Source organism: Halomonas sp. DP8Y7-1 (genome assembly GCF_019801685.1).
Taxonomy (GTDB): Bacteria; Pseudomonadota; Gammaproteobacteria; order Pseudomonadales; family Halomonadaceae; genus Halomonas; species Halomonas litopenaei_A.
On sequence record NZ_JAHVIN010000012.1, the window covers coordinates 52,165 to 74,450 of the forward strand.

Here is a 22,286-nt window from a genome sequence, read left to right on the forward strand (position 1 = left end):
AGTGTGGATTCAGGCCCTTGCCGTCAACGGCGTCGGGCCTGAAGCAGGAATTCACGGTTACCGTCGCCGCCAAGGATCGGGCTCTCCTGCCAGTGCAGGATGTCGAATCCGTGCAGGTCGCAGCAGCGGCGAATCCGCTGTTCGACGTCGGCGTAGCGGCGCGGGTCGCTGACCAGTCCACGCTGATCGACTGCGCCTGGCCCCAGCTCGAACTGCGGCTTGACCAGTGACAGTAGCAGGGCGTCGGACGCCAGCAGCTTGGCCAGCTCCGGTAGAATCAGCGTCTGCGAGATGAAGGATACGTCCATCACGGCGACGTCCGGGCGCCCATCCCTTTCCAAAAGCTCGAGCAGCGGCGCGGCGCTTGCCATGTGGCGGGCGTTTAGCCCCTCAAGGCAGGTGACCCGGCTGTCGGCGCGCAGGCTGGCATCCAGCTGATCATGGCCGACTTCGACACCCACCACGTGCCGCGCCCCGGCTGCCAGTGCGCAGTCGGTAAAGCCGCCGGTCGATTGGCCCACATCCAGTACGCGAAGGCCTTCCAGAGATAACCCGAGGGTCTGTAGCACGGCTTCCAGCTTGAGTCCTGCCCGTGAGACGTAGCGATCTTCCGGATCCTGCTCCACCTGGAGTGCCAGGTCTTCAGGGCACTTCTCACCAGGGCGGGTGAGCACCTTGCCATCTGACAGGCGGCTGACGCGGCCGTGGCGTATCAAGCGCTGCGCGCGGGTACGAGAGCGGGCGAACCCCTGGCTCACGAGAAGCTGGTCGAGACGAAACATGGCGATAGAACGTTCCTGACGTGAGATGCGGCGGCATTATGCCATGGGCGCCGCCACTCTCACGACGGGTGCGCACACGGTTTGAATGAGAGGTTGCTCGAGAGGTCGCTTGAGGGATTAACCAAAAGGCCGGTCAGGAGATGGGGCAGAATTCACCGTGCTGCGTGTCACCCAGGGTTGCTGCTGTCCACGGCCTGCAGGCCCCCCGCGGGAATCCTGTCTGCCCCCCAGCTCTCCTGAATCATGGCGATGACCCGGTCCAGCTCTTCTTGCCTCACCTGGGCGAGCTCGCCATGCTCCAGTGGATCGTAGTGGTAGATGTAGAGGCGTGAGGCAAACTGTTCGAAGGACAATGAGGCTTCACCGAAGCGCTCGCCCTGGCCAGAGGTGCTGACCTTGACGCCCAGGCCCCAGTCCTGACCACTGTCGTTATTGGGGTTGAAAAAGTAGACCCGCATGTCGCCGGCGGGGTCGAGAGAGGCGCGCAGGATGGTGATGGCGTGCCAGCCAATGAAGCGGCCGGCGCTGTCGGTGACCGCGATGCCGGCAGGTTGCGGGTGAATCAGCGGTTGGTTGCCGTTGTAGTAGGGGTGGTAGCTGGCATAGAAATGGCGCAAAAAGATGTCCACATCGGCCAGTTGCCCGGTGGCGACGTCGACGTTGATGCCAAAGCCACGGCCGGCCCACCAGCCGTGAAATTCCGGATTGACCCAGCGGTGGGGGTCTCCCTCGCGACCGATACAGCGGCGCCCCATTTCCGCATAGATGCGATCGAGGTGGGGAACGACCAGCAATGACACCGGGTCGAGATCCAGCGGCAAGGTCTGGGCAACCCCTGACTCGCTGTCGCGGGACGAGATGGGCTGGCCCTCGAAGTGCATGATGATTTCATCATCCCTGGCTGCCCAGGTCACCATCTGCAGCAGGTAGTCCGGATCGTTGTAGGCCCACATGGACAGGGCGCGAGCGGACTGGCAGGTGGGGTTGTTGCCCTGGCCGACCCCCAGGGGCAGGCCCAGCATGCACAGCACGCCCTCCATCAGTCGGGCGCGGTGTGACACTGCGTCCCCGAAGGCGGCATGCAGGCGCGCCTCTGACCAGTCCGACAAGGTGAGACCCAATTGCCTCCACAGGGCGGGGGCTACGGGGGGCTGATAGAGAATGCCGCGCTCCAGGGTCAGGGCCAGGCCGTAGACCGCCTGGGCCGTCTGGGGATGAATCGCGGTGCGAATCATGCTGTGCACCAGGTCCCGATAGCACAGCAGACAATCACGTCCGGTCGACGACAGGCCAAGGGCTTCCGACAGTAGGTTGTCGCCCAGGTCCAGCAGGTGCCTGAGCAGGACCGGGTGATAGGGTGACACCAGTCCCGTGTCATGCATGGCCCGGGCAAAACCGCTGGCTTCGTATTGCAGTGCCCTGGCATCCATGGCGGTCAGGCGCTCCCGATAGACTTCCACGCCGGGGTCTTCGCGACAGCCCTGGGTCGGGCCGAACAGCGAGCTGACCAGGCGGTCCGCGCCTTGGCCGCTGGCGCCCAGATCAATATTCGGGTTGGCCTGGCAGAGTGCGATCTGGGTCACCATCTGCTTGACCGGCTCGACCTGAATCGGACGCTGCTGGAGTATCCGCCAGATTTCGCTGATCAGCTCGTCGATGACGTGTTCGTAACCGACCCGGTTGGCCAGGTGCTGGAACAGCGCGCGAGGGATCTGGGTCAGTCGTCCCTGGGTTTCCCGCTCGGCTTCGCTGGGAGCCGAGAACAGCAGCGGCAGGTTGATGGCCATGACCTGGGTCAGATAGCGGTGAGCCCCTTCACTCGAGATCAAGGGGTGTCGGTACTGCTGCTTGGCCACTGCCAGCATACGCAGCTCGCTCAGCACCTCGATCACCACTAGCTGCGCGTCGGCACTCTTTAGCGAGTGGCTGGTCAGCGACGGGATGAGAATGTGGGGGTAGGCCCAGTCGGAACCGTCAAAGACACCGGCCTGCTCCAGGCGCTGTGCTCGCGTTTCCAGCTGCGCACAACCATCGGGCTGCAGCAGCACCCGGCGGCAGATGTCGAGTACATGGGGGAGCTTGCCTGGTTTGGCGAACGCGGCAGCGGCCTCAAGACCAGCGATGGCATCGTCCAACTTGACCAGCAGTCGCTTCAGCTTGTCGTTGTCGGTGGGGGAGATGTCAGGGGAGGTCACTCCGGCTCCTGGGCGGTTGGTGGGCGAGGGCGTCTAGCCGTTCCGGTATGATGCGTGACGCTGGCGCAAATGTGCAACGCCGCCGCGTGCCACGGTGTCGTTGTGCAGGCATCGGCACCGTGGACGGGGGCAATCACCCGTGGTGACATCTTTACGATCGGTTGGCCCGGCGCCTAGACGTAGTAGTCCTCGTCTTCCTGGGCTTTCAGCAGGTCTCGAAGGGTGTGCGCATCGTCACCACGGAAGTACACCAGTCCCCAGTGGGTGCCGAAGGCGGTGCGCTTGGTCACCGTCTCTTCCAGGGGCGCAGTCAGTTCGTGGGACTCGAAGTAGGGGTGGTCCTCCACCGACTCCGGGATTTCCAGACGGCTGACCACACGACGACGGGGGTAAACGCCAAAGCAGCCTGCGAATCCGTTGGCGTCGACCACCTCTTTGGGGAAGAAGTCCGCGACTTCCTCGGCCGTTGTCTTGGGGTCGAAGACCAGCATGCTGGCCTGATAGGCGTTGAAGCCGTAAACCCGCTCCAGCAGTTCGAACACCTTGAAGCCAGGGGGACGATAGGCCACTTCACCGAAGTACATCTCGCCGTCGCTGGTGACGAAGTATTCCGGGTGAATCAGGCCGAAGTCGATATCGAAGGCCTTGATCAGCTTTTCGATCTGTACCCGAATCTGCTCCCGGTAGCGCTCCAGCTCCGGTGAGGCCGGGACAAACACGGAGTAGCCCAAGGTCACGTATTCGGAAATGTTGAGGAATGCGATCTTGCCGTTGTGAATCCATGCCTCGACGGCGAACTCCCAGCCATCCAGGTGGGACTCCATCAGGACCGGGAATTCTTCCTCCGGGATGGTGTCCACCTCGTCTGGCGTGCGAATGACCCGATGACCCAGGCAGCCCGCCTTGTCGAAGGCCTTCAGATGGATGGGGTCGTTGGGGTCGCCATCAAGCTTGAGCAAGGTCTGGTTGACGCGCTTGAGGAAGCGAATCACGTCCTGGTGATCGTGGGCCTCTTCGAAGATGCCGACGCGGATGCCCCCAAGCTGGGCGCGACGCTTCATCAGTGCCTTGTCGCGCAGCAGCAGCGACTGGCCGTAGAGGCGGGGGTTGTCCAGCAATACCGAGTTGATGGCGCCAGACCATTCGACCGTTTCCTCGAACAGCGGAATGGCGACGTCCACGCCCATGTCGCGCAAGGTTTCGGCGATTTCCATGGAGCGATCATTGAGTCGCTCAAAGTTCCAGGAGACATAGGGGATGTCGTGCTGCTTGCAGTAGTCCTCGGCCCAGTCCGGTGCCACCACAACGTAGCGGCGATCGAAGTTCTCGGCGGCTTCGATGGCATTCAAGCTCCAGCCGAGCAGGGCGATGTAGCCTTTATTGGGGTCCTTGTTCATGCAGCGCCTCCTGTAACAGGCATGTAGGTGCGTGAGGTCGGAATCGTCGGTCGTCGTTATCCTCAAATGACGGTGCCCGGAAAGGTGCGCTCCCAGGCAATAAGAGGCTTTCACCATACAGCTTTAGGGGGTAAGAGGCTTTCACCATACAGCTTTAGGGGGGAAGTCTCACATATCGGCCGTCTTTAGGCCGGAAAGGCAAAGTCTACTGGGTTTACCCTTGTGGCCAAGGCGCGACCTTGGTATAGTGCACACGCTCTGAGGCAAGGGGCTGATTTCGAAGGTCTTGTCCTTGAGGTGTTCACCAAAAGAGTACCTCTTGAAAGGCAAGACGAGAGAGTTCAGCATGCCAGCGCTTCAGACACAGGCAGTAGAATCGTTACTCTGCCTCGCTGTGGTGGCCCCGTCGGTCCTCCCGCAACGCTAGACCGCAAACCCCGCCAGGCCCGGAAGGGAGCAACGGTAGTGGTGGACGCGTGTGCCGGGATGTGGCTGTCGGGGCCGCCTCCATTTCAGGCCCCCTCCTTGATGATTCGCAGGTTTTCCCCTCTTTGACCCGCAGTGGTACAACGAGGTGGTACAACGATGCCCGAATCAGCGCCTTCCTCTGTTGAAATGCCAACAGACCAAAATGCTCTGAAGCCCTGTCCAACAAAGCCCGGCCATCAAAGCCCCGCCTATCTTATCGGCAGCGCAAGCGCCCCAGTATGCTCTACCTGTTTAGATCCCCGTCATGGGGGCTGGTACTGTCGCGTTGTTGTGCCTCTACGGGCAAGGGCGGTCATCGGCAAGACCGAGATTCGACGTTCGCTGAGGACTACTGGCCAATGCTCATGCTCAGCGGTATGCATGGGGGCAAAGGCACCCCTCCTGACGCTGGCGATAGCCGGCGAGGCTCAGAAGGGGGCATGTCAGGTATGGCCCTGGTGGGGCGGGAGAATCAGCGAATCTCGCGGTCGAGGGCGAAGTACTCGTCTGACTTGAGCTTTTGAATTTCTGCCGAGAGGGTAGTGCCCTCGTTACGGGCCAGCAGCACACTCGCCACGGCACTCAGCGAGCACAGGACTTCCTTGCACTCGGTACGAGTCCGTTGGATCGACTGACGCGCCAACAGCAGGCACATGGCCTGTGGTCGAGCGGGGTGTTTCAGCAGGCTCCCGTAGAGGTTGCCGATGACCTGGCCGCTTAGCTCGCGATCCTGAATTTCCCGATTGTCGTACTCCCGGTAAAAGGCCTCTTCCTGACCATCGGGAATAAAGTAGTGGGTGAAGTCCTTGTAGTCTGGATCGTAGGCGATGCTACTGACGGCGTTGACCAGCTTTTTCTTGATCTCGGGGTGCTGAGCGTCGTCCTCATCGGTGGCCTGCAGCTCTGCCGCCAGGGCCACGGCGGTCTCGAGCTCGCGCATCAGGTGCGCGTAGCCGGAGTTGATTTCGTCGTGGCAGCGGGCGATATCATCAAAGTCCCGCTTGACGCTGGCTACCATCTCGTCCCCTTCGGGTAAGCTTCCGAGCACGGGAAACAGCAGATACTTGTGAACGTGGCAGCTCTCGTAGTAGCGAGACACCTCGCCCTTGAAGTCCTGGAGATCGCTGCTGACATCCTGCAGGTAGCTGTCATTGTTCTCGATATGCCGTTGCACGGCATCGACGCCATCCTGCTTCCACAGCCGATTCAATCGACGCTCGATCTTGCCGGCGATGGTGATCATGCTGTTGAAGTCTTTTGACAGCTGAATGGTGGTTTCCTGAACCTTGGTGACCGCGATGGCGCGTGCCTGGTCATTGATGCCGACCTCTCTGGCCATGCGACGTTGGCGATGGTTATCCAGGGTCCAGGAGACAAAGGCACCGAGAATCGCCAGGCTGGTGGCGATGTCCACGCCGATCGAGAAGTTTTCCACTGCGTTGCTATCCTTTGGTGGGGGTTCGTTTTTTTTCTGATGGAGGCGCGCTATCTTCGTCGGGCACAGGACGTTGCCGATGCTTCGCTGGTCCTGGGGGGCCGTGGGACGAGTCTGTTGCGCGACAGCTATATGGTAGGGGCGAAATGATTCGCCTAGAAGGATTAATATCAGCATCGTACGATGAGTGTTCTGTTACCTTTTCATGACCAATCCATGGAGCCGACATGTCTTACGTGGTTCAGCGCCTTGCCCGCTTGAGTGCACCAGCGATCGGTCTGGGCTGTATGAACGTCTCCCATGCCTACGGCAGTCCCTTGCCTGAGGCCCGCGCGGTAGAGGTGATTCGTGAGGCATTCGACGCCGGGTATCGGCACTTCGATACCGCCACGCTTTACGGCAAGACACGCAATGAGCAGGTCGTGGGGCAGGCGCTGAAAGGACTGCGAGAGGAGGTCTTTCTTGCCAGCAAATGCGGCATGGCCTTCGATGCATCGATTGGCGCCAAGCGCATCGACGGACGCCCAGAGACTCTGCGACGCCAGTGCGAGGAGAGCCTCGCACGGCTCGGTACGGATCATCTGGATCTCTACTACCTCCATCGGCTGGATCGCCAGGTGCCGGTGGAGGAGAGTGTCGGGGAGCTGGGGCGGCTTGAGCAGGAAGGCAAGATTGGCGGGGTAGGCTTGTCCGAGGTATCTGCCCCGACGCTTCGGCGTGCCCAGGCGGAGCACCCGGTGGCGGCGGTCCAGTCCGAGTATTCGCTGTGGACGCGAAACCCCGAGATTGCACTGCTCGACGCCTGTCGCGAGGCTGGCACGGTGCTGGTGGCCTTCAGTCCGCTGGGACGTGCCTTTCTTACCGGTCGCCTACGCCACCCTGAGGACCTGGAAGAGGGCGATATGCGGCGTGGCATGCCGCGCTTCTCCAGCGCCAACTATGCACACAACCTGTCGCTGCTGGCGTCTTTTGAAGATATCGCCATGCAGCAGGGCTGCACCCCTGCGCAGCTTGCGCTGGCATGGCTGCGAGGGCAGGGGGCGGATGTCATCCCGATCCCGGGTTCCCGTGACCCGTCGCATCAGCGAGAAAATCTGGCCGCCGAGGCGCTGAGCCTGGATGCAGGCGTGCTCGCCTTGCTCAACGCAGTGCTGACCCCCGACCAGGTAGCAGGGCGACGCTACAGTGACGTCCAGCAGGCCGATATCGATACTGAGGAATTCGATCCTGCCGGCTGACCCGAGCGTCATGATGGTGAAGGTCGGTGCCAGGTTCACAAGGTTCATGCCAGGTTCAGAAGGTCTATGCCAGGTTCAGAGGGTTTATACCAAGTTCAAGAGTATTGTCTGGCGGCGGCGTCGAACTCTGGTGGATTCGACCTGTCAACGCCACAAGGCCCCGGCTATGCTGTTGGGTTCTGATATCACCAGAGCGCTTCTGGTCTAGCGTCGGATAGCTCGGTTCACGGTTAACACAGATCTCTTTTACCCCAAGTCATTACCAACACCACGTTGAAAGGAGAAGCCTCAATGAGTCACTACAAGGTCACCAACCCCGCCACGGGAGAGGTAGAGGCGACCTATCCGGATGCCAGCGACGCCCAGATTGCTGAGGCTGTCGAACTGGCCCAGCAAGCCTATCTGGCATGGCGTGGCGTCACCCCGGCTGAGCGTGCAGCCCTGCTGCACCGTGTGGCTGACCTGCATGAGGAACGTCGTGATGCGCTGGCGGACATTATCGTGCGTGAGATGGGTAAGCCGAAGTCCCAGGCGTTGGGAGAGATGTCGGTCGTAGTCGATATCTATCGTTACTACGCCGACAATGGTCCGGCCTGGCTCGAGCCAGAGCCCATCGTGACGGCAGGCGCCAAGGCCGAAGTGCGCAAGCAGGGTCTGGGCGTGCTGTTGGGCATCATGCCCTGGAATTTCCCGTACTATCAGGTGGCGCGGTTTGCCGCTCCTAACGTGCTCAATGGCAATACCATCCTGCTGAAACATGCGCCCCAGTGCCCCGAGTCGGCCAAGGCCATCGAAGACATTTTCCACGAAGCAGGGGCGCCGAAAGGTCTCTACACCAATCTGTATGCCAGCAACGAGCAGGTTGGTGAGCTGATCGCGGACAGTCGCGTGCAGGGCGTGTCGCTGACCGGTTCGGAGCGAGCGGGTGCCGCAGTGGCCGAGCAAGCTGGTCGTCAGCTCAAGAAGGTCGTACTGGAGCTAGGTGGCTCCGATCCCTTCCTGGTACTGCCCGATGCCGACCTGGATCAGGCGGTCAAGCAGGCGGTGCAGGGACGTTTCGGTAACTGCGGCCAGGCCTGCAACGCGGCCAAGCGGATCATCGTCGATGCCTCGGTGCATGACGAGTTTCTGGCGGCCTTCCGCCAGGCGGTCGAGAACATCAAGGTCGGTGATCCGATGGCGGATGACACCGTGATGGGACCGATGTCCTCCCAGCAGGCGCTGGAGAACCTTGATGCCCAGGTGCAGGATGCCGTCAGCCAAGGCGCCACCCTGGTGACCGGTGGCAAGCGCCTGGACAAGGCGGGCGCCTGGTACGCGCCCACCCTGCTGACCGGGGTGACCCGGGACATGCGTATCTTCCAGGAAGAGCTGTTCGGACCGGTCGCCGTGGTCTATCGCGCTGCTGACCTGGAAGAGGCCATTGACCTGGCCAACGACACGCCCTACGGGCTGGGCGCGGTGATCCAGACCACCAATCCCGAGGCGGCGCTGGACCTGGCCAACCGCCTGGAAGTGGGCATGGTGCACATCAACGAGCCGCCCGGCAGCGAGGCTGAGCTTCCGTTCGGTGGGGTCAAGCGCTCTGGCTTCGGGCGTGAGCTTGGCAAGGATGGCATGGACGAGTTCGTCAACCGCCAGATGGTGAAGATGGCGCGTTGAGCGTTGTGTCCTGAACCATCCTGCGCTGTCACGCGCGAAAAAGCGTGAGGCAGCGTGAGGCCGCCGCCTCTCAGGCCCCGTCGAGCTAGCTGGCTCGACGGGGCCTGTTTATAAGAGCCTGTTGACAGGGGCTGTTGATAAGGAGCGCATGTGCAGGATGTGTCGCTGGGGTGACGGGTGTAGGGTACAAGGAAGGACCCGAGCTCCCCCTTGGCGCCAAGAGTGCGGCGCAGCGGTTGCCGGAGGCGGTTAGGGTGAACCTGGCAGCATCGGAGATTCAGGCTCCAGTGATGAGCCCGTTCACGCAGCTTGCGGGGAACCTCATTGCGCTGGAGTATTCCAACGAAGACACGGTTGTCTCACGACCAAGGAGAGCGTCATGAATGCCAAGTTCCTGCTGGACCAGCTGATGAAACAGGCGGGCGGAGGATCCTCATCGTCTGGGTCTTCGCGCGGTGGCTTCGATGTACAGGGGTTGATCAATAGCGTGTCGTCCCAGCTGTCGGGCGGATCGTCCTCCCGCGGGGGGATGGACATGAAAAGCCTGTTGGGAGGTGGTGCGCTGGGCATGCTGATGGGCTCCAAGCGGGGACGCAGCATGGGTGGCAAGGCGATCAAGTACGGTGCCATTGCAGGGGTCGGCATGCTGGCATGGAAGGCGTGGCAGGCATCCCGTTCCGGAAGTACCGATGCGACTCACGCAGCGTCGGCTCAGGAAGGCGCCCCACTGGAGGAGCTCAATGGGGCGGCTCAAGAACAGCGTAGTCTCGAGGTGTTGCAGGCCGTGATCATGGCGGCGCGTGCCGATGGCCATATTGACGCCGAGGAGCGTGCCCTGATCAGCGAACAGATGCAGCAGCTAGGGGCGGATGACGAGCTGCATGCCTGGGTCGAGCAGCAGCTCACGGCTCCGCTGGATGCCGAGGCACTGGCTCGCCAGGCAGATTCTCCGCAGGCTGCCAGAGAAATGTACCTGGCCAGCGCCGCCGTGATCGATGAGCAGAATGCCATGGAGCGGGCCTGGCTGGAGGAGTTGGGTACGGCTCTGGGGCTGGACGAGTCGATGCGGCGTGAGCTGGAGCGGCAGCTGGAAAGCCTGAACTGACGGCCTGACCTGCTTCTGCGATCAGCGATTTGCGTTTGCTATCAGCGCCCGACCGCTTGCCACTCCAACGGGTCGGGCGTTGCTTTACCCTCCGATGTCTTGCCTTCCACGGTGTGCACTGGGCCCACACCGCAGAACAGTGAGCTCACTCGATCATAAGGATAAGGTTTTCCATGCAGGTGTTTCACAGCGAAGCGACCAAATTGCGTCGCGCCAAGACCGAGCTTCACGACGGTCAATTGATGACGCCCTTCGAGTGCCCCGAGCGGGTAGACCTGGTGCTGGAGCAAATACGTCAGCACGAGGTAGGGCAGGTGAGTGAGCCGCAAGCCTTCGGTCGCGATCCCGTTGATGCCGTTCACGACGCCGCCTATGTGGACTTTGTGGCCAACTGCTGGGATGACTGGCAGGCAGCGGGCTATCAGGGCGAGGCGATACCGACCACCTGGCCTACGCGAACCATGCGCGATGACCGTATCCCTGGCCATATTGGGGGCAAGCTTGGCTACTATGCACTCGGTGGGGATACCTCGATTTCCCAGGGCAGCTTCGAGGCGGCGATGGCGAGCAAGGACGTGGCGCTTGCTGCCTACCGGCACACGGCCGCCAGTGGCGAGCCCAGCTTTGGCCTGTGTCGGCCGCCTGGCCACCACGCCGCCACGGATCAGTTCGGCGGCTACTGCTTCTTCAACAATGCCGCGATCGTGGCACAGCATGCCTTGAGTGACGGCCATGGTCGGGTGGCGATCCTCGACGTGGACTTCCATCACGGCAACGGCACCCAGCAGATCTTCTACGCCCGTGACGATGTGCTGACACAGTCGATCCACGGTGACCCGGACCAGTGCTTCCCCTACTTCCTTGGGCATGCCGACGAGCGAGGTGAGGGTCGGGGGCTCGGCTTCAACGTCAACTATCCCTTGCCGCCAGGCACCGACTACACCACCTGGTGTGAGCAGCTGGAGCTGGCGCTGGGCGAGATTCGCCGTCACCAGGCTTCACTGCTGGTGGTGTCCCTGGGGGTAGACACCTTCGAAGGCGACCCGATCTCCAGCTTCCGTCTGAAGAGTGACGATTTCCACGATATGGGGCGGCGTCTGGCCAGCCTGGAGCTGCCCACCGTCATCCTGTTGGAGGGCGGTTACGCGGTGAAGGAGATCGGTATCAACGTGGTCAAGGTGCTGAAGGGCTTCGAGCAGCGCTGATGCGACACAATGATGCCCGCCACACCGAGCAAGAGGTGTGGCGGGCATCGTTACATCTGTAGCGGTCTTCTCGAGAGGTATTTATTCCACGACCCCATGGCAGAGGTTCAGCGTCTGTCGTCTTGGTCGCGATCTGTCCCAGGGGCGGGCAGCATCGGCAAGGGTTGCGGGGGCCGAGCGTAAAGCGCACGAAACAGCTTCATGCCGAGCCACAGGAACAGCAGGGGAATGACCAGGGTACGCAGTACGAACAGCGCCATCAGCTCTAGAATGGCATTGGTACCGGACTCCACGCGGCTTTGGATGGCCGCCAGACTGAGGCTGTCGGTCAAGGCGGAGAAGCGCTGACTGAGGCTAGCCAGCAGGCCTTGGTCTTCCCCTGCCAAGCGACTGCTCAAGGCGTCTCGCCGGCGGTCCAGTTCGGCGAGTTGTTCAAGCTGATGCTCGCGCTGTTCCGTCAGCGCTGCGAGTGAGTCGCGGCGCTCTGTCAGCTGCTGCTGCAGGCGGTCGATCTCGGGGTTGTCATGGAAGGGATTAAGGCGTTCCTTCAGGCTGAGGCGAGCAGTCAGCAGCGACAGGCGTCCACGGCTCTGCTCAACGCCTTGTTCTGCCAGGGCGATCCGACGGTTGAGCGTGATCAGCCCGCCACGCAGCTGGTCGCGCTGGTCCTCGGCGGACGCCAGTTCGCGTTCGATCTGTTCGCGTTGCTCCGCAGGCAGGCCATCATCGGTGTGGGCTTCGCTGGTGGCCTGAACGTCCTCGGACAGGCGTTGGACCTCCTCCATGCTGTTCGTGGTGCGCTCGTCGAGGAAGGCGTGATCGACCAGCGCGCTGGCGGCCAGGGTCAACAGCAGCAGGAAACGGCCCAGGCCGATGAGGGCGAAGGCGCGCCAGGCCATTGCTGTCGTCGGCCAGCCGCGCCAGAGGCTGAGCAGCAGCCACAGGCCGGCAGCGGTGAAGGCCACCTTGAATGCCAGCGTGGCCGTGATCTCGAGCAGCAGGGTCTGGCCTATCAGCGAGCCGATGGCCAGCTTCATCACGCTGGCATAGTCCTCCACCAGGTCGTTGATCGGGTCCAGCACCTCGAAGGGATGGGTCGACGCTGCCACCACCCCCACTTCGGTGGACTGCAGGACGGATATCCCCGCGTTGAGGCCCCTCGCCGCAGCGAAGGCGAGCAAGGCTTGTGTGGTGGCGCCTTCTACCTGGCGCTGGGTGGCGCGGTCGAGTATCCCAAGCCATGACACGGCGATGATGGCCGCAATGGCGAGGGTCATGATCAACTTCAAGCGTGAATCCGTCAGCAGGAGCAAGGGGCGACCGGAGCGCGGGCCGGGGAGGTTGTCAGGCATAAGGTGTTCCGTCGGATGGCGAGGGCGGCAGTCGTGAGTGGCGTGTCATGGCGTGTCGATGATAGCCGCCTTGGCCTGTCGACCGGCGCCGGTGACGGTGTCATGGGTCACGGCCTTTGCGGCGTGAGTCCCACCCGGTAGAATGCCACGACCATCGAGCGGGAAATACTGTTGCGTGCCCGTCACGCCTTGCCCCCGCCTTGTTGACATAGCGGGTCGTCAGGCCCGAAGCCCAGCCGCAGGAAATGACGTTCAATGAGCTATCAGGTTCTGGCCCGCAAGTGGCGGCCTCGCACCTTCCATGAACTGGTGGGGCAGGAGCATGTCCAGCGAGCCTTGGTCAATGCCCTCGACCAAGGGCGGCTGCACCATGCCTACCTGTTCACGGGCACCCGTGGCGTGGGCAAGACCACACTGGCCAGGATTCTGGCAAAGTGTCTGAACTGCACCGACAAGGGCGAGGGTGACGACGGCGTGACGTCGACCCCCTGTGGGCGCTGTGATAGCTGTCAGTCCATCGATCAGGGGCGTTTTGTCGACCTGATTGAGGTCGACGCTGCTTCGCGAACCAAGGTGGAAGACACCCGTGAGCTGCTCGACAATGTCCAGTACGCGCCGACTCAGGGCCGCTACAAGGTGTACCTCATCGACGAGGTGCACATGCTGTCGACCAGCAGTTTCAACGCCCTGTTGAAGACCCTTGAGGAGCCGCCGCCCCACGTCAAGTTCCTGCTGGCCACCACCGATCCGCAGAAGCTTCCGCCGACGGTGCTGTCACGCTGTCTGCAATTTACCCTGAAGCACATGCCTCCTGAGCGCATCGTTGGCCATCTGTCGAAGGTGCTGGAGGCGGAGCAGGTACCTTACGAGGAATCCGCGCTGTGGCTCTTGGGCAAGGCTGCCGCGGGCTCCATGCGTGACGCCATGAGCCTGACGGATCAGTCGATCGCCTTTGGCCAGGGCGAGGTGCGTCATGCTGACGTGGCGGCCATGCTCGGAACGCTGGATCATCGTCATGTGCTGGCGCTGATCGAAGCGCTGGCCGAGGTCGATGCGGCAAGGGTGCTGCGCGAGGTGGCGAGCCTGGCTGAGCAGGGCCCTGATTTTGGTGCCGTGCTCGATGACTTGACCTCGGTGATGCATCGCCTGGCGATCGGTCAGATGGTGCCGTCGGCGCTGGATAATGGCCACGGTGATCGCGAAGCGTTGCTGGCACTTGCCGCGCAGTTTGCGGCTGAAGATATCCAGCTGTACTACCAGATCGGCGTGCAGGGGCGGGCGGACATGGCTCATGCACCGGATGCCCGCACCGCACTGGAAATGACGCTGCTGCGGATGCTGGCCTTTCGTCCTCAGGGCGTGCCGCGACCTGCCAAGACACCGTTGCCGATGCGCGGGGAACCCGAGCAGCCCCAGCCAGCAAGGGCCGAGCAGCCTCCACAGCCTGAACCCGAGCAGCCATCGTCTTACGAGGAGCCTTCGGCAGGCTCAGCGCAGGTCGCTGCTTCCATGGATGCTCCGCCCCCCGATCCGAGTGAGCCGAGTGGGCCGAGCCAGCCGGTGGCCGATCATGAGCCGCCCACCGCTGCTGACAGCCTTCCGCCCTGGGAGGGCGGCGCTCCCGAGGACCCTACGTCGGGCGCTGATGCGCCCGCAGAAAGCCGAGAGCCCGCTGATGCGCCCGCAGAAAGCCGAGAGCCCGCTGATGCGCCCGCAGACAGCCGAGAGCCCGCTGACGCGCCCGCAGACAGCGTAGCGATCGCAGAGGCGCTGCCTCAGGTGGGCATGGATGCCGAGGGTCCCCTCGAGCCCCAGGCGCCGGTGCTAGACGCAAGCCCAGCCGCCTCCGCTGCCTCCGCCGAGGCGTTGGCAGTGTCCCAGGTCGATGCCGCGGCGGCGGAGGTCGCGGCAACGTCTGCTGGCGAGCTCGAGCAGGAAGGCGTGTCCACCGCCGCCGCTGGCAGGCCGACGGACAGCAGTGGGGCCATCTCGGAGGCCGCTACAGAAGCTGCTAGAGAGGCGGCGACAGAGGCCACTAATGAGGCCACGACAGAAGCCGAGGCTGAGGCGGTCACGACTGCGCCACTCGACGGGCAGCGACTGACCCACGCACTGTGGCTGGAGCACTTCGACGATCTGGCCATTTCCGGGCTTACCAGGAACTTGGCGGCGCACTGCATCGTGGCCGGAGATGATGGCGAACGGCTGCACCTTCAGCTGGACCCGTCGCAATCTGCGATGAATGCCGACGTCCACCAGAATCGCATTCGTGATGCGCTGGAGGCCCTTGGCTATGCCCGTCGGCTGGAGGTCGACGTTGTCGAGCTGGATGGTCGCGTCGAGACTCCGCGCCAGATGGCCGAGCGCTTGGCTGCGGAACGCCATGCACAAGCGGTTGAGGCATTGAAACGTGATCCCCATATTCAGCAGTTGCAGCAGACTTTTGGCGCCAGGCTTGTGGAGTCCACCGTGACTCCCGCTGGCGAGACGCGCAAGGCCCGGCGCTGATGACAGACATCGCCGCCGCATTGATCAGAATGTGTTCTTTGCTGGGCCCGGAATCTATTTCTGTCAGGTAACGTACCTGGCAAACGCTTTGCTAAACCGTGTCGTTTGAGAGGATCAGATCATGATGAAAGGTGGAATGGGCAACCTGATGAAGCAGGCCCAGGAAATGCAGGACAAGATGCAGCGCGTTCAGGAGGAGATCGCCAAGGCCGAGGTGCTGGGTGAAGCGGGTGCCGGCATGGTCAAGGTCACCATGAACGGCCGTCACGACGTCAGCAAGGTCGAGATTGACCCCTCCGTCATGGAAGAGGACAAGGAGCTGCTCGAGGACCTGCTGGCAGCGGCGGTCAATGACGCCGTTCGCAAGGTGGAAACCAGCTCCAAGGCTAAGATGGAAGAGGTGACATCTGGCCTCAACCTGCCGCCTGGTTTCAAGATGCCGTTCTGATTCGGCGTCCACCTGCGGCGTTCCGGGCCTTGGCGGGCCCGGACAATATCTGACTGGCGGGGGGCGCTTGCGGCCCCGCCCCGGACGAGACTGTCATGAGTTTTTCTCCCCTGGTCGAGCAACTGATGGACGCCCTGCGCGTGCTGCCCGGCGTCGGCCCCAAGACCGCCCAGCGCATGGCCATGCACCTGCTGGAACGCCAGCGTGAAGGCGGTAGACGCCTCGCTGAGGTGATGCTTGAGGCCGTGGAGCAGGTGGGCTACTGCCAGCGTTGTAGAACGCTGACGGAGGAGCCGCTTTGCGGTCTCTGCCAGAGCGCGCGACGTGACGACAGCGTGCTGTGCGTGGTCGAGTCTCCCGCGGATATGCTCGCCATCGAGGAAGCTGGTGGCTTCCAGGGACGCTATTTCGTGCTGCACGGGCATCTGTCGCCGCTGGACGGGATCGGTCCGGAAGACATCGGTCTCGACCAGCTTGAGGCGCGCATGGATGAGGGGCTGGTCAAGGAAGTGGTGCTGGCAACCAACCCCACCGTGGAAGGTGAAGCAACGGCGCACTACATCGCCACTCAAATCAAGCGCCACGGTGCGCGCCTGTCTCGCCTGGCCTATGGTGTGCCCATGGGCGGCGAACTCGAGTACGTCGACGGGGGAACCCTGAGCCGTGCCTTTTCTGGCCGCCTGCCTTTCGATAGCGAATAACCTAGGCCCGTGCCGTTGACTGAATTGGAAGCCTGAATGCCTGTTACCCCCGATATTCGATGGATCGATAACGACGCCGCACTTGATGAGGCCTGCAAGGCCCTGTCCCAGGCGCCTGTGCTGGCGCTGGATACAGAGTTCTTCAGGGAGAAGACCTTTCATCCGGTGCCAGCACTGATTCAGATCTATGGCGGCGAGGCCACCTACTTGATCGACCCGTTGGAAGTGGCCTGCAGCGACGCCTGTCGCGAGTTGCTGACCAATGACGCCTTGAAGCTGTTGCACGCCTGTAGCGAGGATCTTGAGGTGTTTGCCCATTGGGCGGGTGTGGCACCGACGCCACTGGTCGATACCCAGGTCGCCCAGGGCCTGCTGGGTGAAGACGCCGCCATGGGGTATCAACGTCTGGTGGAGTTCTGGGTGGGCGAGACCCTGCCCAAGGAAGAAACCCGTTCCAACTGGCTCGAACGCCCGCTGAGTGACGCACAGTTGAGCTATGCCGCCCTTGACGTGGTCTACCTGTTGATGGTCTGGCAACTGCAGCGAGAGTCTCTTGAACGGCATGGTCGCCTGGAGTGGGTGCTCGAAGACTGCGCCGATCTGGTAGCCCAGTCGGAGCGCTCCAGCGACAGCGATGGCCAGTGGTATCTGCGTCATCGCCAGCTGTGGCGCCTGGCGCCGCGCCAAGTGGAGGCGTATCGCCTGATGACCACCTGGCGCGAGGGGGAGGCGCGGGCGCGAAATCTGCCGCGCAACTGGATTGTGCAGGATCGCGTGCTCTACGCTATTGCAGAGAAGCTGCCGGCCAACCGCCATGAGCTGTCCCGCGTCGAGGGCGTCAAGCCTCCACTGATCAAGCGCGAGGGCGATGTGTTGCTGGCGCTGGTCAAGCAAGCCGCCCACGCCGATGCGGCAGCGTTGGCGCCGGTGCCACTGGCGCCAACGCTGCCACCCTTCAAGGCGCGCATGAAGGCGTTGAAGAAGGTGGTCAATGGCGAAGCAGAATCCCTTGGGGTGGCCCCTGAGGTGCTGCTGCGGCGCCGAGAGCTTGAAGCGCTGGTGACGGCCAGCATGCGCAATGCGCCGTTACCGCTGGCTTCCGGCTGGCGCGGTGAGCGACTCAACCCAGGCCTGCAGGCCGCCCTGGGCGACCTGGCCCAGGCGGGGTGACATAGGCGGGCTGGCATACCCCGGCTGACGGGGGACGCCGCCTGCTGCCCTCCACTGACAGGGATGCACCCAACCACACCCGTGACAGGGCCCATCAGGGCCCGATGAGACAGCCATGACGACAATGCAAGGCAAGCTGCTGTGCGAAGTGTTCAAGAGTTCGCGCAAGGAAGAGATGTATCTTTACGTGGACAAGCGCCAGGGGCTTGAGCGGATACCGGAACCGCTGCTGGAGCGCTTTGGTGCGCCGGTATCGGTGATGACGATGATCCTGACCCCTGAGAAGACGCTGGCACGTACCAGCGGCGCCGACGTGATGGCGGCGATCGAGGAGAAGGGGTTCTACCTGCAGATGCCGCCGGCCAAGGACGAGTATCTGCTGGACCTGTACCGCACGCCCACGGAAGCTCGCTATTAAACGATTACCTCCAGAGGGAGGAAGACAGAGGTCGGTTTGGAAACATCGCTGAGAGAGCGCTTCTGGGAGCGTTATTCATTGCATGAGCTCAACCCCCAGGAGTGGGAGGCGCTGTGCGATGGCTGTGGCCAATGCTGCCTGCGCAAGCTCGAGGATGAGGACACCGGTGACCTGGCGGTACTGGGGCTCGCCTGCCGTCTGCTCGATGTCCACAGCTGTCGCTGCAGCGACTATGAAAACCGCTTCGCCAAGGTGCCAGACTGTACTCAGCTTACCCCGGAGCTGGCCCACCAGTTCACATGGCTGCCGCACTCATGTGCCTACCGGAGGCTGGCCGAAGGGCGCAAGCTGGCAGGTTGGCACCACCTGATCTGTGGAGATCGCGAACGGGTGCACCGCAAGGGCATCAGCGTGCGCAGCTTCGCCATTTCCGAGACTGAGGTCGACGAAGCCGACTTCGAGGATCACATTATCGCGGTGATCCCCGTAGACGGTTGACCGCCAGCCTGACGGGGCTGAGGGCTATGTGTTGGTCTCTGTGCTCTCGGCCTGGGCCTCATCAGTCCCGTTTTCTTCCGCCGCTGACGTGTCATCTGGGTCCGTATCCTCGTCGTCAGAGGTCGTCATGGCCTCCATCTCGCCTTCCATGGACCCCGTGATCTCGGCGTCGCCATCGAACAGTGGACGCGCGTCCTCGAGGCTACCGAAGTCTGCGATGAGGGTCTCGCCGGCAGGGTCAGCGATCGCTTGCTCGTCTTGGGTCTCGACGTAGCTGTTGCCGTCAAAGCGCAGGCGAACGGTCTGGGCAGGCTCATCGGCAGCGACGTGGCGCCGGACCAGCAGGTCCTGCCAGCCTTCGTGGGCGGCGTCGCCCAGTTGAATGGGAGGTTGGGTGGTGGGCTGGGCGCTGATGACGCGATAGGTATCTCCCTGGGCTTCAAGGATCAGCGTGTCACAGCCGCCGGTGCCACAGACCATGGGGCCCACGACGTGGACGATGGCTTCTTCCCGGCCATCATCGTTGAGGTCGCTCCAGCCAATCAGGTAGCGCACCTCGCCGAGCTGCGGGTCGAAGTTGGCCTTGAGCGAGTCCTCGAGGGCGGCGCGACGCGCATCCCCTGACAGCGCCGGTTCAGCATCGTCAGTGCCTTGTTCCGCGGTGTCGTTGTCGGCAGAACTGGCGGCAGCGCCGTCGGCCGCAGCACTGTCGCTGTGTGTCGCCGCACTGTCCTGGCCGTCCGTGTCACTGTCATCGGAGCAACCGGTCAGTGCAGTGCCGAGCCAAAGGGCGGCGGTGAGGGCGAGCATGGGTTTGGCGTTCATGAAAATCCTTGTCATTTCAGTGGCCGCACGCAGCGGCCAGTGGGTATTCCGTCCTACTACCATATCAGCGCGCCGATCAGCGCGCAGGGGTGTCTGTCGTGGGCGCGGGTGAGTCGCCTTCGTCGGCCAGCCCCAACGCCCAGAGGATGAAGGCATCCTGCTGCGCCCCATCGCGCCAAGCCTTGAAGCGGCCGGATGCGCCGCCATGGCCGGAGTCCATATCCGTCTTCAGTAGTGTCACCCGGTTCGACAGGGCGGGGCTGGCGATGTTCGCCAGGCTAAGCCGTGCGTACAGCTTGGCGGGCTCCCAGTAGGGCACCCGGCTATCGTGCCAGCTGCCTTGCAGGAACACCGGTGGCCAGGCGTCTTCCTGCAGGTTGTCGAGGGGCGAGTAACTGCCGATACGGCGGGCATCGGCGGCATGATTGGGGTTGCCCCACTCGGTATATTCGGCGGTGGTCAGCGGTAGGTCGGGGTTTTCCATGGTGCGTAGAACATCCACGAAAGGCACGTCGAGAACCGCTGCGCAGAAGGCCTGGGGCGATTGGTTGAGGCTGGCCCCGACCAGCAGGCCACCGGCGCTGGCGCCGTAGGCGACGATCCGGTCCGGGGCCGATTGGCCGGCGTCGACCAGGGCATCCCGGGCGGCCAGGAAATCCTCGAAGCTGTTGGGCTTGTGCTCCAGCTTTCCGGCCAGGTACCAGGGTTCCCCCCGCTCGCCGCCGCCACGCACATGTGCCACCGCAAAGGCGACACCGCGGGCCAGCAACTCAAGGCGAGCCACCGAGAACCAGGGATCCAGCGCTTCACCGTAGGCCCCATAGCCGTAAAGCAGAGTGGGTAGCGCCTGATCTGCCAAGTCCTTGCGACAGACCACGGATACCGGCACCTGCTCCCCATCATGGGAGACCGCCCACAGCCTTCGACAGCTCAGGTCTTCGGGCATCAGGTCACCGTGCAGCGGCTGACGCTTGAGCAGCTGTCGCTGGCCACTGTCCAGGTCCAGTGACCACCAGCTGGAAGGACTGCAAAAGGACTCTTCGCGCAGGCGCAGCACGCGGTCATCGAAATGCGGGCTATCCCCCAGGTTGAGGCTGAGGGGACCTGGCGAGCAGGGCAGCGCTGCGTCCAGCGTCAACCGGTGGTCGCCATCGAACTCAAGGCGGCGCAGCCTGACTTGGGCCTCTCGGTGGTCACGTTCGGCCACGACCAGTCCCCAGGCGTAGGCGTCGATGCCTTCCAGCGTGCTGTTCTCGCGGTGACCGATCACCACCTGGCGCGACCCGGAACGGTGCTCTTCTTCTACTTCCAGCTGAAAATGCTTGGCGCCTTGGTTATGCAGGATATAGAAGTAGCCGGGTCGATGATCGATGGCATATTCGACCCCGGTTTCCCGCACCTGGTAGCAGCGGGGCGCAACATGGGGCGTGTGAGCGGGGACCACATGGGTCTCGCTGGTGTCCTTGGAGGCCGCTTCTATGGTCAGCCAGGCGCGGGAACGCGTCTTGCCAAGTCCGATCCAGAACTCGGGGTCGTCCTCGCGCAGCACGAGCTGCTCCTGCTCCACCGACGCTGTCGCGTCAGCGATATTCAGCGCAAGGCGCAGCCGCCAGGCACTGTCGGGTCGCTGGGTGGCATCGTAGCGAGTGAACAGCAGAGTGCAGCGGTCTTCCGCCCAGCACAGCTCCGGACCGATATCGTCCAGCAAGGGGATGGCCTGCCCGTTCGGCAGGCGCTTGATGAACAGGCGATACGTCTCGTCACCCTGGGTGTCTTCGGTCCAAGCCAGCCACTCTTCATTCGGCGACAGAGCCATGTCACCCAGCTCCAGGAAGGACTGCTCCCGAGCGCGTGCTTCCAGATCAAAGAACGTCTCGCGCTGATCGGGCGCGTCGTTGGGGTGGCGCCACCACACCGGGTAGTCGGCATCAGCGGCGGTCTCGCTCCACAGCGTGTAGTGATCCAGGCGGCTGGGTAGCCCGGTCACGGCGAGTTCGCGCCGGGCCAGGTGACCCGCATAGAGGCGCTCTACCAGCGGATCCAGGGGCCTGAACCACTGGTCCGTCTGTGTATTGGCGGCATCCAGAAATCCGCGTACCGCGGGCTCGTCTCTCTCCTCAAGCCAATGCCAGGCCGCGTCATCTTGACGAAGATAGGTAGTGGCGGGGGCAGCCTGTGTGGCGGCTGTTGCATTTGGCGGCTGTGCTTTCATGGTGCGAGATGTACCATACTCGGAACGAGTGTCGTCATGTGCGTTGATGTCGGGAAAAACGGCAATGATGTGAACGGATGATGGGGCAGGGAACCGACCCACCTGCGTGGCTGTCCCAGCGGTCTGGCGATTGGCCTCTGGTGCCAGGCTACCGGCCACGCTGGCATCGCGGTGTCATCTATGCAGTCTTTCCTTAACAGTTGATGGGAGCAAGTAATGTTGATTTCGGATTCCATGTCCACGCTGTGGTTGATCTACGCAGCATTGTCGCTGGTCGTACTGCTGACTGGCTACCTCGGACTGGCATTTTTACCGCGCATGCCAAGGCTGGTAGTGACCTGGGCCGTGGCGGGTGTGATGTGGATGCCGTCGGCATTTGACCTGCCCTTGGTGGAAGAAGGGCAGGTCTACAACGGTCAGGCTCCTGCCATCATGGTGGCCGCAGTTGCGTTCATGGATGGGCGTCAGGGCGTGATGCTGCCGGCGGCCACACGAGTGATCATCGGTGCTGCCATCGGTGCGGTGTTTGGCCTGGCGCTGTGGTGGGCCGGACGTCGTCGTCGCGTGCGCAAGGCAGCAGAGGCCGCCTCTCGCCAGCAGCAGCAAGAGGGCGGTCAAGAACAGCACGAACGTCAGGAGCCTGTATTGAGGTGAGCGGTCGGCGGCG

At 62.8% G+C, this 22,286-nt stretch carries 19 protein-coding genes and 1 other RNA gene; 13 read left to right on the forward strand and 7 right to left on the reverse strand.

Features of this window, described 5'->3' with window-relative positions; translation table 11 throughout:
* Positions 1-23: 23 nt before the first annotated feature.
* The 3 genes from KUV41_RS14535 to KUV41_RS14545 form a co-directional block, all read right to left on the reverse strand.
* Positions 24-782, reverse strand: coding sequence for a TlyA family RNA methyltransferase (locus KUV41_RS14535; protein ID WP_222486619.1), 759 nt, complete (start codon positions 780-782; stop codon positions 24-26).
* Between the two features lie 167 nt (positions 783-949).
* On the reverse strand, positions 950-2,977 hold the full coding sequence (locus tag KUV41_RS14540) for a hypothetical protein (RefSeq protein WP_222486620.1): 2,028 nt from the start codon (positions 2,975-2,977) through the stop codon (positions 950-952).
* 173 nt (positions 2,978-3,150) lie between these two features.
* Positions 3,151-4,374: an acetyl-CoA carboxylase biotin carboxylase subunit family protein gene (locus tag KUV41_RS14545; protein WP_206936942.1), complete on the reverse strand. Its 1,224-nt coding sequence runs from the start codon at positions 4,372-4,374 to the stop codon at positions 3,151-3,153.
* A 404-nt stretch (positions 4,375-4,778) separates the two neighbouring features.
* Here KUV41_RS14545 and ffs point away from each other — a divergent pair.
* Together ffs and KUV41_RS19730 are read left to right on the forward strand one after the other, a co-directional pair.
* Positions 4,779-4,875: signal recognition particle sRNA small type (gene ffs, locus KUV41_RS14550), an RNA gene on the forward strand.
* Between the two features lie 114 nt (positions 4,876-4,989).
* The gene (locus KUV41_RS19730) at positions 4,990-5,358 is read left to right on the forward strand and encodes a DUF6538 domain-containing protein (protein WP_409995810.1); all 369 of its coding nucleotides are present in this window, start codon (positions 4,990-4,992) and stop codon (positions 5,356-5,358) included.
* Here KUV41_RS19730 and KUV41_RS14555 read toward each other — a convergent pair.
* Positions 5,315-6,277: a hypothetical protein gene (locus tag KUV41_RS14555; protein WP_222486621.1), complete on the reverse strand. Its 963-nt coding sequence runs from the start codon at positions 6,275-6,277 to the stop codon at positions 5,315-5,317. The two genes, KUV41_RS19730 and KUV41_RS14555, sit on opposite strands and share 44 nt — an antisense overlap.
* A 227-nt stretch (positions 6,278-6,504) precedes the next feature.
* Between KUV41_RS14555 and KUV41_RS14560 the strand changes: the two genes are divergently transcribed.
* The 4 genes from KUV41_RS14560 (at position 6,505) to KUV41_RS14575 (ending at position 11,487) form a co-directional block, all read left to right on the forward strand.
* The gene (locus KUV41_RS14560; protein WP_222238098.1) at positions 6,505-7,515 is read left to right on the forward strand and encodes an aldo/keto reductase; all 1,011 of its coding nucleotides are present in this window, start codon (positions 6,505-6,507) and stop codon (positions 7,513-7,515) included.
* Between the two features lie 291 nt (positions 7,516-7,806).
* A complete protein-coding gene (locus KUV41_RS14565) occupies positions 7,807-9,177 on the forward strand; it encodes an NAD-dependent succinate-semialdehyde dehydrogenase (RefSeq protein ID WP_222238099.1) in 1,371 nt (456 codons plus the stop codon).
* Positions 9,178-9,556: 379 nt separating this feature from the next.
* Positions 9,557-10,282: a tellurite resistance TerB family protein gene (locus tag KUV41_RS14570; protein ID WP_222162954.1), complete on the forward strand. Its 726-nt coding sequence runs from the start codon at positions 9,557-9,559 to the stop codon at positions 10,280-10,282.
* 173 nt (positions 10,283-10,455) lie between these two features.
* Positions 10,456-11,487: a histone deacetylase family protein gene (locus KUV41_RS14575; RefSeq protein ID WP_222486622.1), complete on the forward strand. Its 1,032-nt coding sequence runs from the start codon at positions 10,456-10,458 to the stop codon at positions 11,485-11,487.
* Between the two features lie 107 nt (positions 11,488-11,594).
* Here KUV41_RS14575 and KUV41_RS14580 read toward each other — a convergent pair whose 3' ends face one another.
* A complete protein-coding gene (locus KUV41_RS14580) occupies positions 11,595-12,839 on the reverse strand; it encodes a hypothetical protein (protein WP_222486623.1) in 1,245 nt (414 codons plus the stop codon).
* Positions 12,840-13,094: 255 nt separating this feature from the next.
* On the opposite strand from KUV41_RS14580, the gene dnaX reads away from it, so the two are divergent.
* From dnaX to KUV41_RS14610, 6 genes are all read left to right on the forward strand, one after another.
* Positions 13,095-15,347 carry a DNA polymerase III subunit gamma/tau gene (gene dnaX, locus KUV41_RS14585; RefSeq protein WP_222486624.1) on the forward strand — a complete coding sequence of 751 codons (2,253 nt, stop codon included), beginning with the start codon at positions 13,095-13,097 and terminating at the stop codon, positions 15,345-15,347.
* A 121-nt stretch (positions 15,348-15,468) separates the two neighbouring features.
* Entirely contained in the window at positions 15,469-15,795 is a 327-nt protein-coding gene (locus KUV41_RS14590) for a YbaB/EbfC family nucleoid-associated protein (RefSeq protein WP_045993209.1), read from the forward strand.
* A 95-nt stretch (positions 15,796-15,890) separates the two neighbouring features.
* Complete coding sequence (gene recR / locus KUV41_RS14595; protein WP_222162961.1) at positions 15,891-16,496, forward strand: recombination mediator RecR; 606 nt, start codon at positions 15,891-15,893, stop codon at positions 16,494-16,496.
* Between the two features lie 36 nt (positions 16,497-16,532).
* Positions 16,533-17,666 carry a ribonuclease D gene (gene rnd / locus KUV41_RS14600; protein ID WP_222162962.1) on the forward strand — a complete coding sequence of 378 codons (1,134 nt, stop codon included), beginning with the start codon at positions 16,533-16,535 and terminating at the stop codon, positions 17,664-17,666.
* 115 nt (positions 17,667-17,781) lie between these two features.
* Positions 17,782-18,084: a YcgL domain-containing protein gene (locus KUV41_RS14605; RefSeq protein ID WP_224908739.1), complete on the forward strand. Its 303-nt coding sequence runs from the start codon at positions 17,782-17,784 to the stop codon at positions 18,082-18,084.
* A 36-nt stretch (positions 18,085-18,120) separates the two neighbouring features.
* Positions 18,121-18,582 (forward strand): YcgN family cysteine cluster protein, encoded by a 462-nt coding sequence (locus KUV41_RS14610; RefSeq protein ID WP_206936959.1) that lies wholly within the window; start codon positions 18,121-18,123, stop codon positions 18,580-18,582.
* Between the two features lie 24 nt (positions 18,583-18,606).
* Here KUV41_RS14610 and KUV41_RS14615 read toward each other — a convergent pair whose 3' ends face one another.
* Both KUV41_RS14615 and KUV41_RS14620 read right to left on the reverse strand, forming a co-directional pair.
* Entirely contained in the window at positions 18,607-19,407 is an 801-nt protein-coding gene (locus KUV41_RS14615) for a hypothetical protein (RefSeq protein WP_222486625.1), read from the reverse strand.
* A 76-nt stretch (positions 19,408-19,483) separates the two neighbouring features.
* The gene (locus KUV41_RS14620; protein WP_222486626.1) at positions 19,484-21,619 is read right to left on the reverse strand and encodes a S9 family peptidase; all 2,136 of its coding nucleotides are present in this window, start codon (positions 21,617-21,619) and stop codon (positions 19,484-19,486) included.
* Positions 21,620-21,835: 216 nt separating this feature from the next.
* Between KUV41_RS14620 and KUV41_RS14625 the strand changes: the two genes are divergently transcribed.
* A complete protein-coding gene (locus KUV41_RS14625; RefSeq protein WP_206936964.1) occupies positions 21,836-22,273 on the forward strand; it encodes a hypothetical protein in 438 nt (145 codons plus the stop codon).
* Positions 22,274-22,286: the final 13 nt, after the last annotated feature.

Excerpts from the sequence above, each read along its gene's own strand:
- KUV41_RS14590 (WP_045993209.1), top strand. The coding sequence starts at position 15,469 with ATGATGAAAGGTGGAATGGGCAACCTGATGAAGCAGGCCCAGGAAATG.
- KUV41_RS14560 (WP_222238098.1), top strand. The coding sequence starts at position 6,505 with ATGTCTTACGTGGTTCAGCGCCTTGCCCGCTTGAGTGCACCAGCGATC.
- KUV41_RS14535 (WP_222486619.1), bottom strand. The coding sequence starts at position 782 with ATGTTTCGTCTCGACCAGCTTCTCGTGAGCCAGGGGTTCGCCCGCTCT.
- KUV41_RS19730 (WP_409995810.1), top strand. The coding sequence starts at position 4,990 with ATGCCAACAGACCAAAATGCTCTGAAGCCCTGTCCAACAAAGCCCGGC.
- KUV41_RS14565 (WP_222238099.1), top strand. The coding sequence starts at position 7,807 with ATGAGTCACTACAAGGTCACCAACCCCGCCACGGGAGAGGTAGAGGCG.
- rnd (WP_222162962.1), top strand. The coding sequence starts at position 16,533 with ATGCCTGTTACCCCCGATATTCGATGGATCGATAACGACGCCGCACTT.
- recR (WP_222162961.1), top strand. The coding sequence starts at position 15,891 with ATGAGTTTTTCTCCCCTGGTCGAGCAACTGATGGACGCCCTGCGCGTG.
- KUV41_RS14575 (WP_222486622.1), top strand. The coding sequence starts at position 10,456 with ATGCAGGTGTTTCACAGCGAAGCGACCAAATTGCGTCGCGCCAAGACC.
- KUV41_RS14620 (WP_222486626.1), bottom strand. The coding sequence starts at position 21,619 with ATGAAAGCACAGCCGCCAAATGCAACAGCCGCCACACAGGCTGCCCCC.
- KUV41_RS14570 (WP_222162954.1), top strand. The coding sequence starts at position 9,557 with ATGAATGCCAAGTTCCTGCTGGACCAGCTGATGAAACAGGCGGGCGGA.
- KUV41_RS14580 (WP_222486623.1), bottom strand. The coding sequence starts at position 12,839 with ATGCCTGACAACCTCCCCGGCCCGCGCTCCGGTCGCCCCTTGCTCCTG.
- KUV41_RS14545 (WP_206936942.1), bottom strand. The coding sequence starts at position 4,374 with ATGAACAAGGACCCCAATAAAGGCTACATCGCCCTGCTCGGCTGGAGC.
- KUV41_RS14615 (WP_222486625.1), bottom strand. The coding sequence starts at position 19,407 with ATGAACGCCAAACCCATGCTCGCCCTCACCGCCGCCCTTTGGCTCGGC.
- KUV41_RS14605 (WP_224908739.1), top strand. The coding sequence starts at position 17,782 with ATGACGACAATGCAAGGCAAGCTGCTGTGCGAAGTGTTCAAGAGTTCG.
- dnaX (WP_222486624.1), top strand. The coding sequence starts at position 13,095 with ATGAGCTATCAGGTTCTGGCCCGCAAGTGGCGGCCTCGCACCTTCCAT.
- KUV41_RS14625 (WP_206936964.1), top strand. The coding sequence starts at position 21,836 with ATGTTGATTTCGGATTCCATGTCCACGCTGTGGTTGATCTACGCAGCA.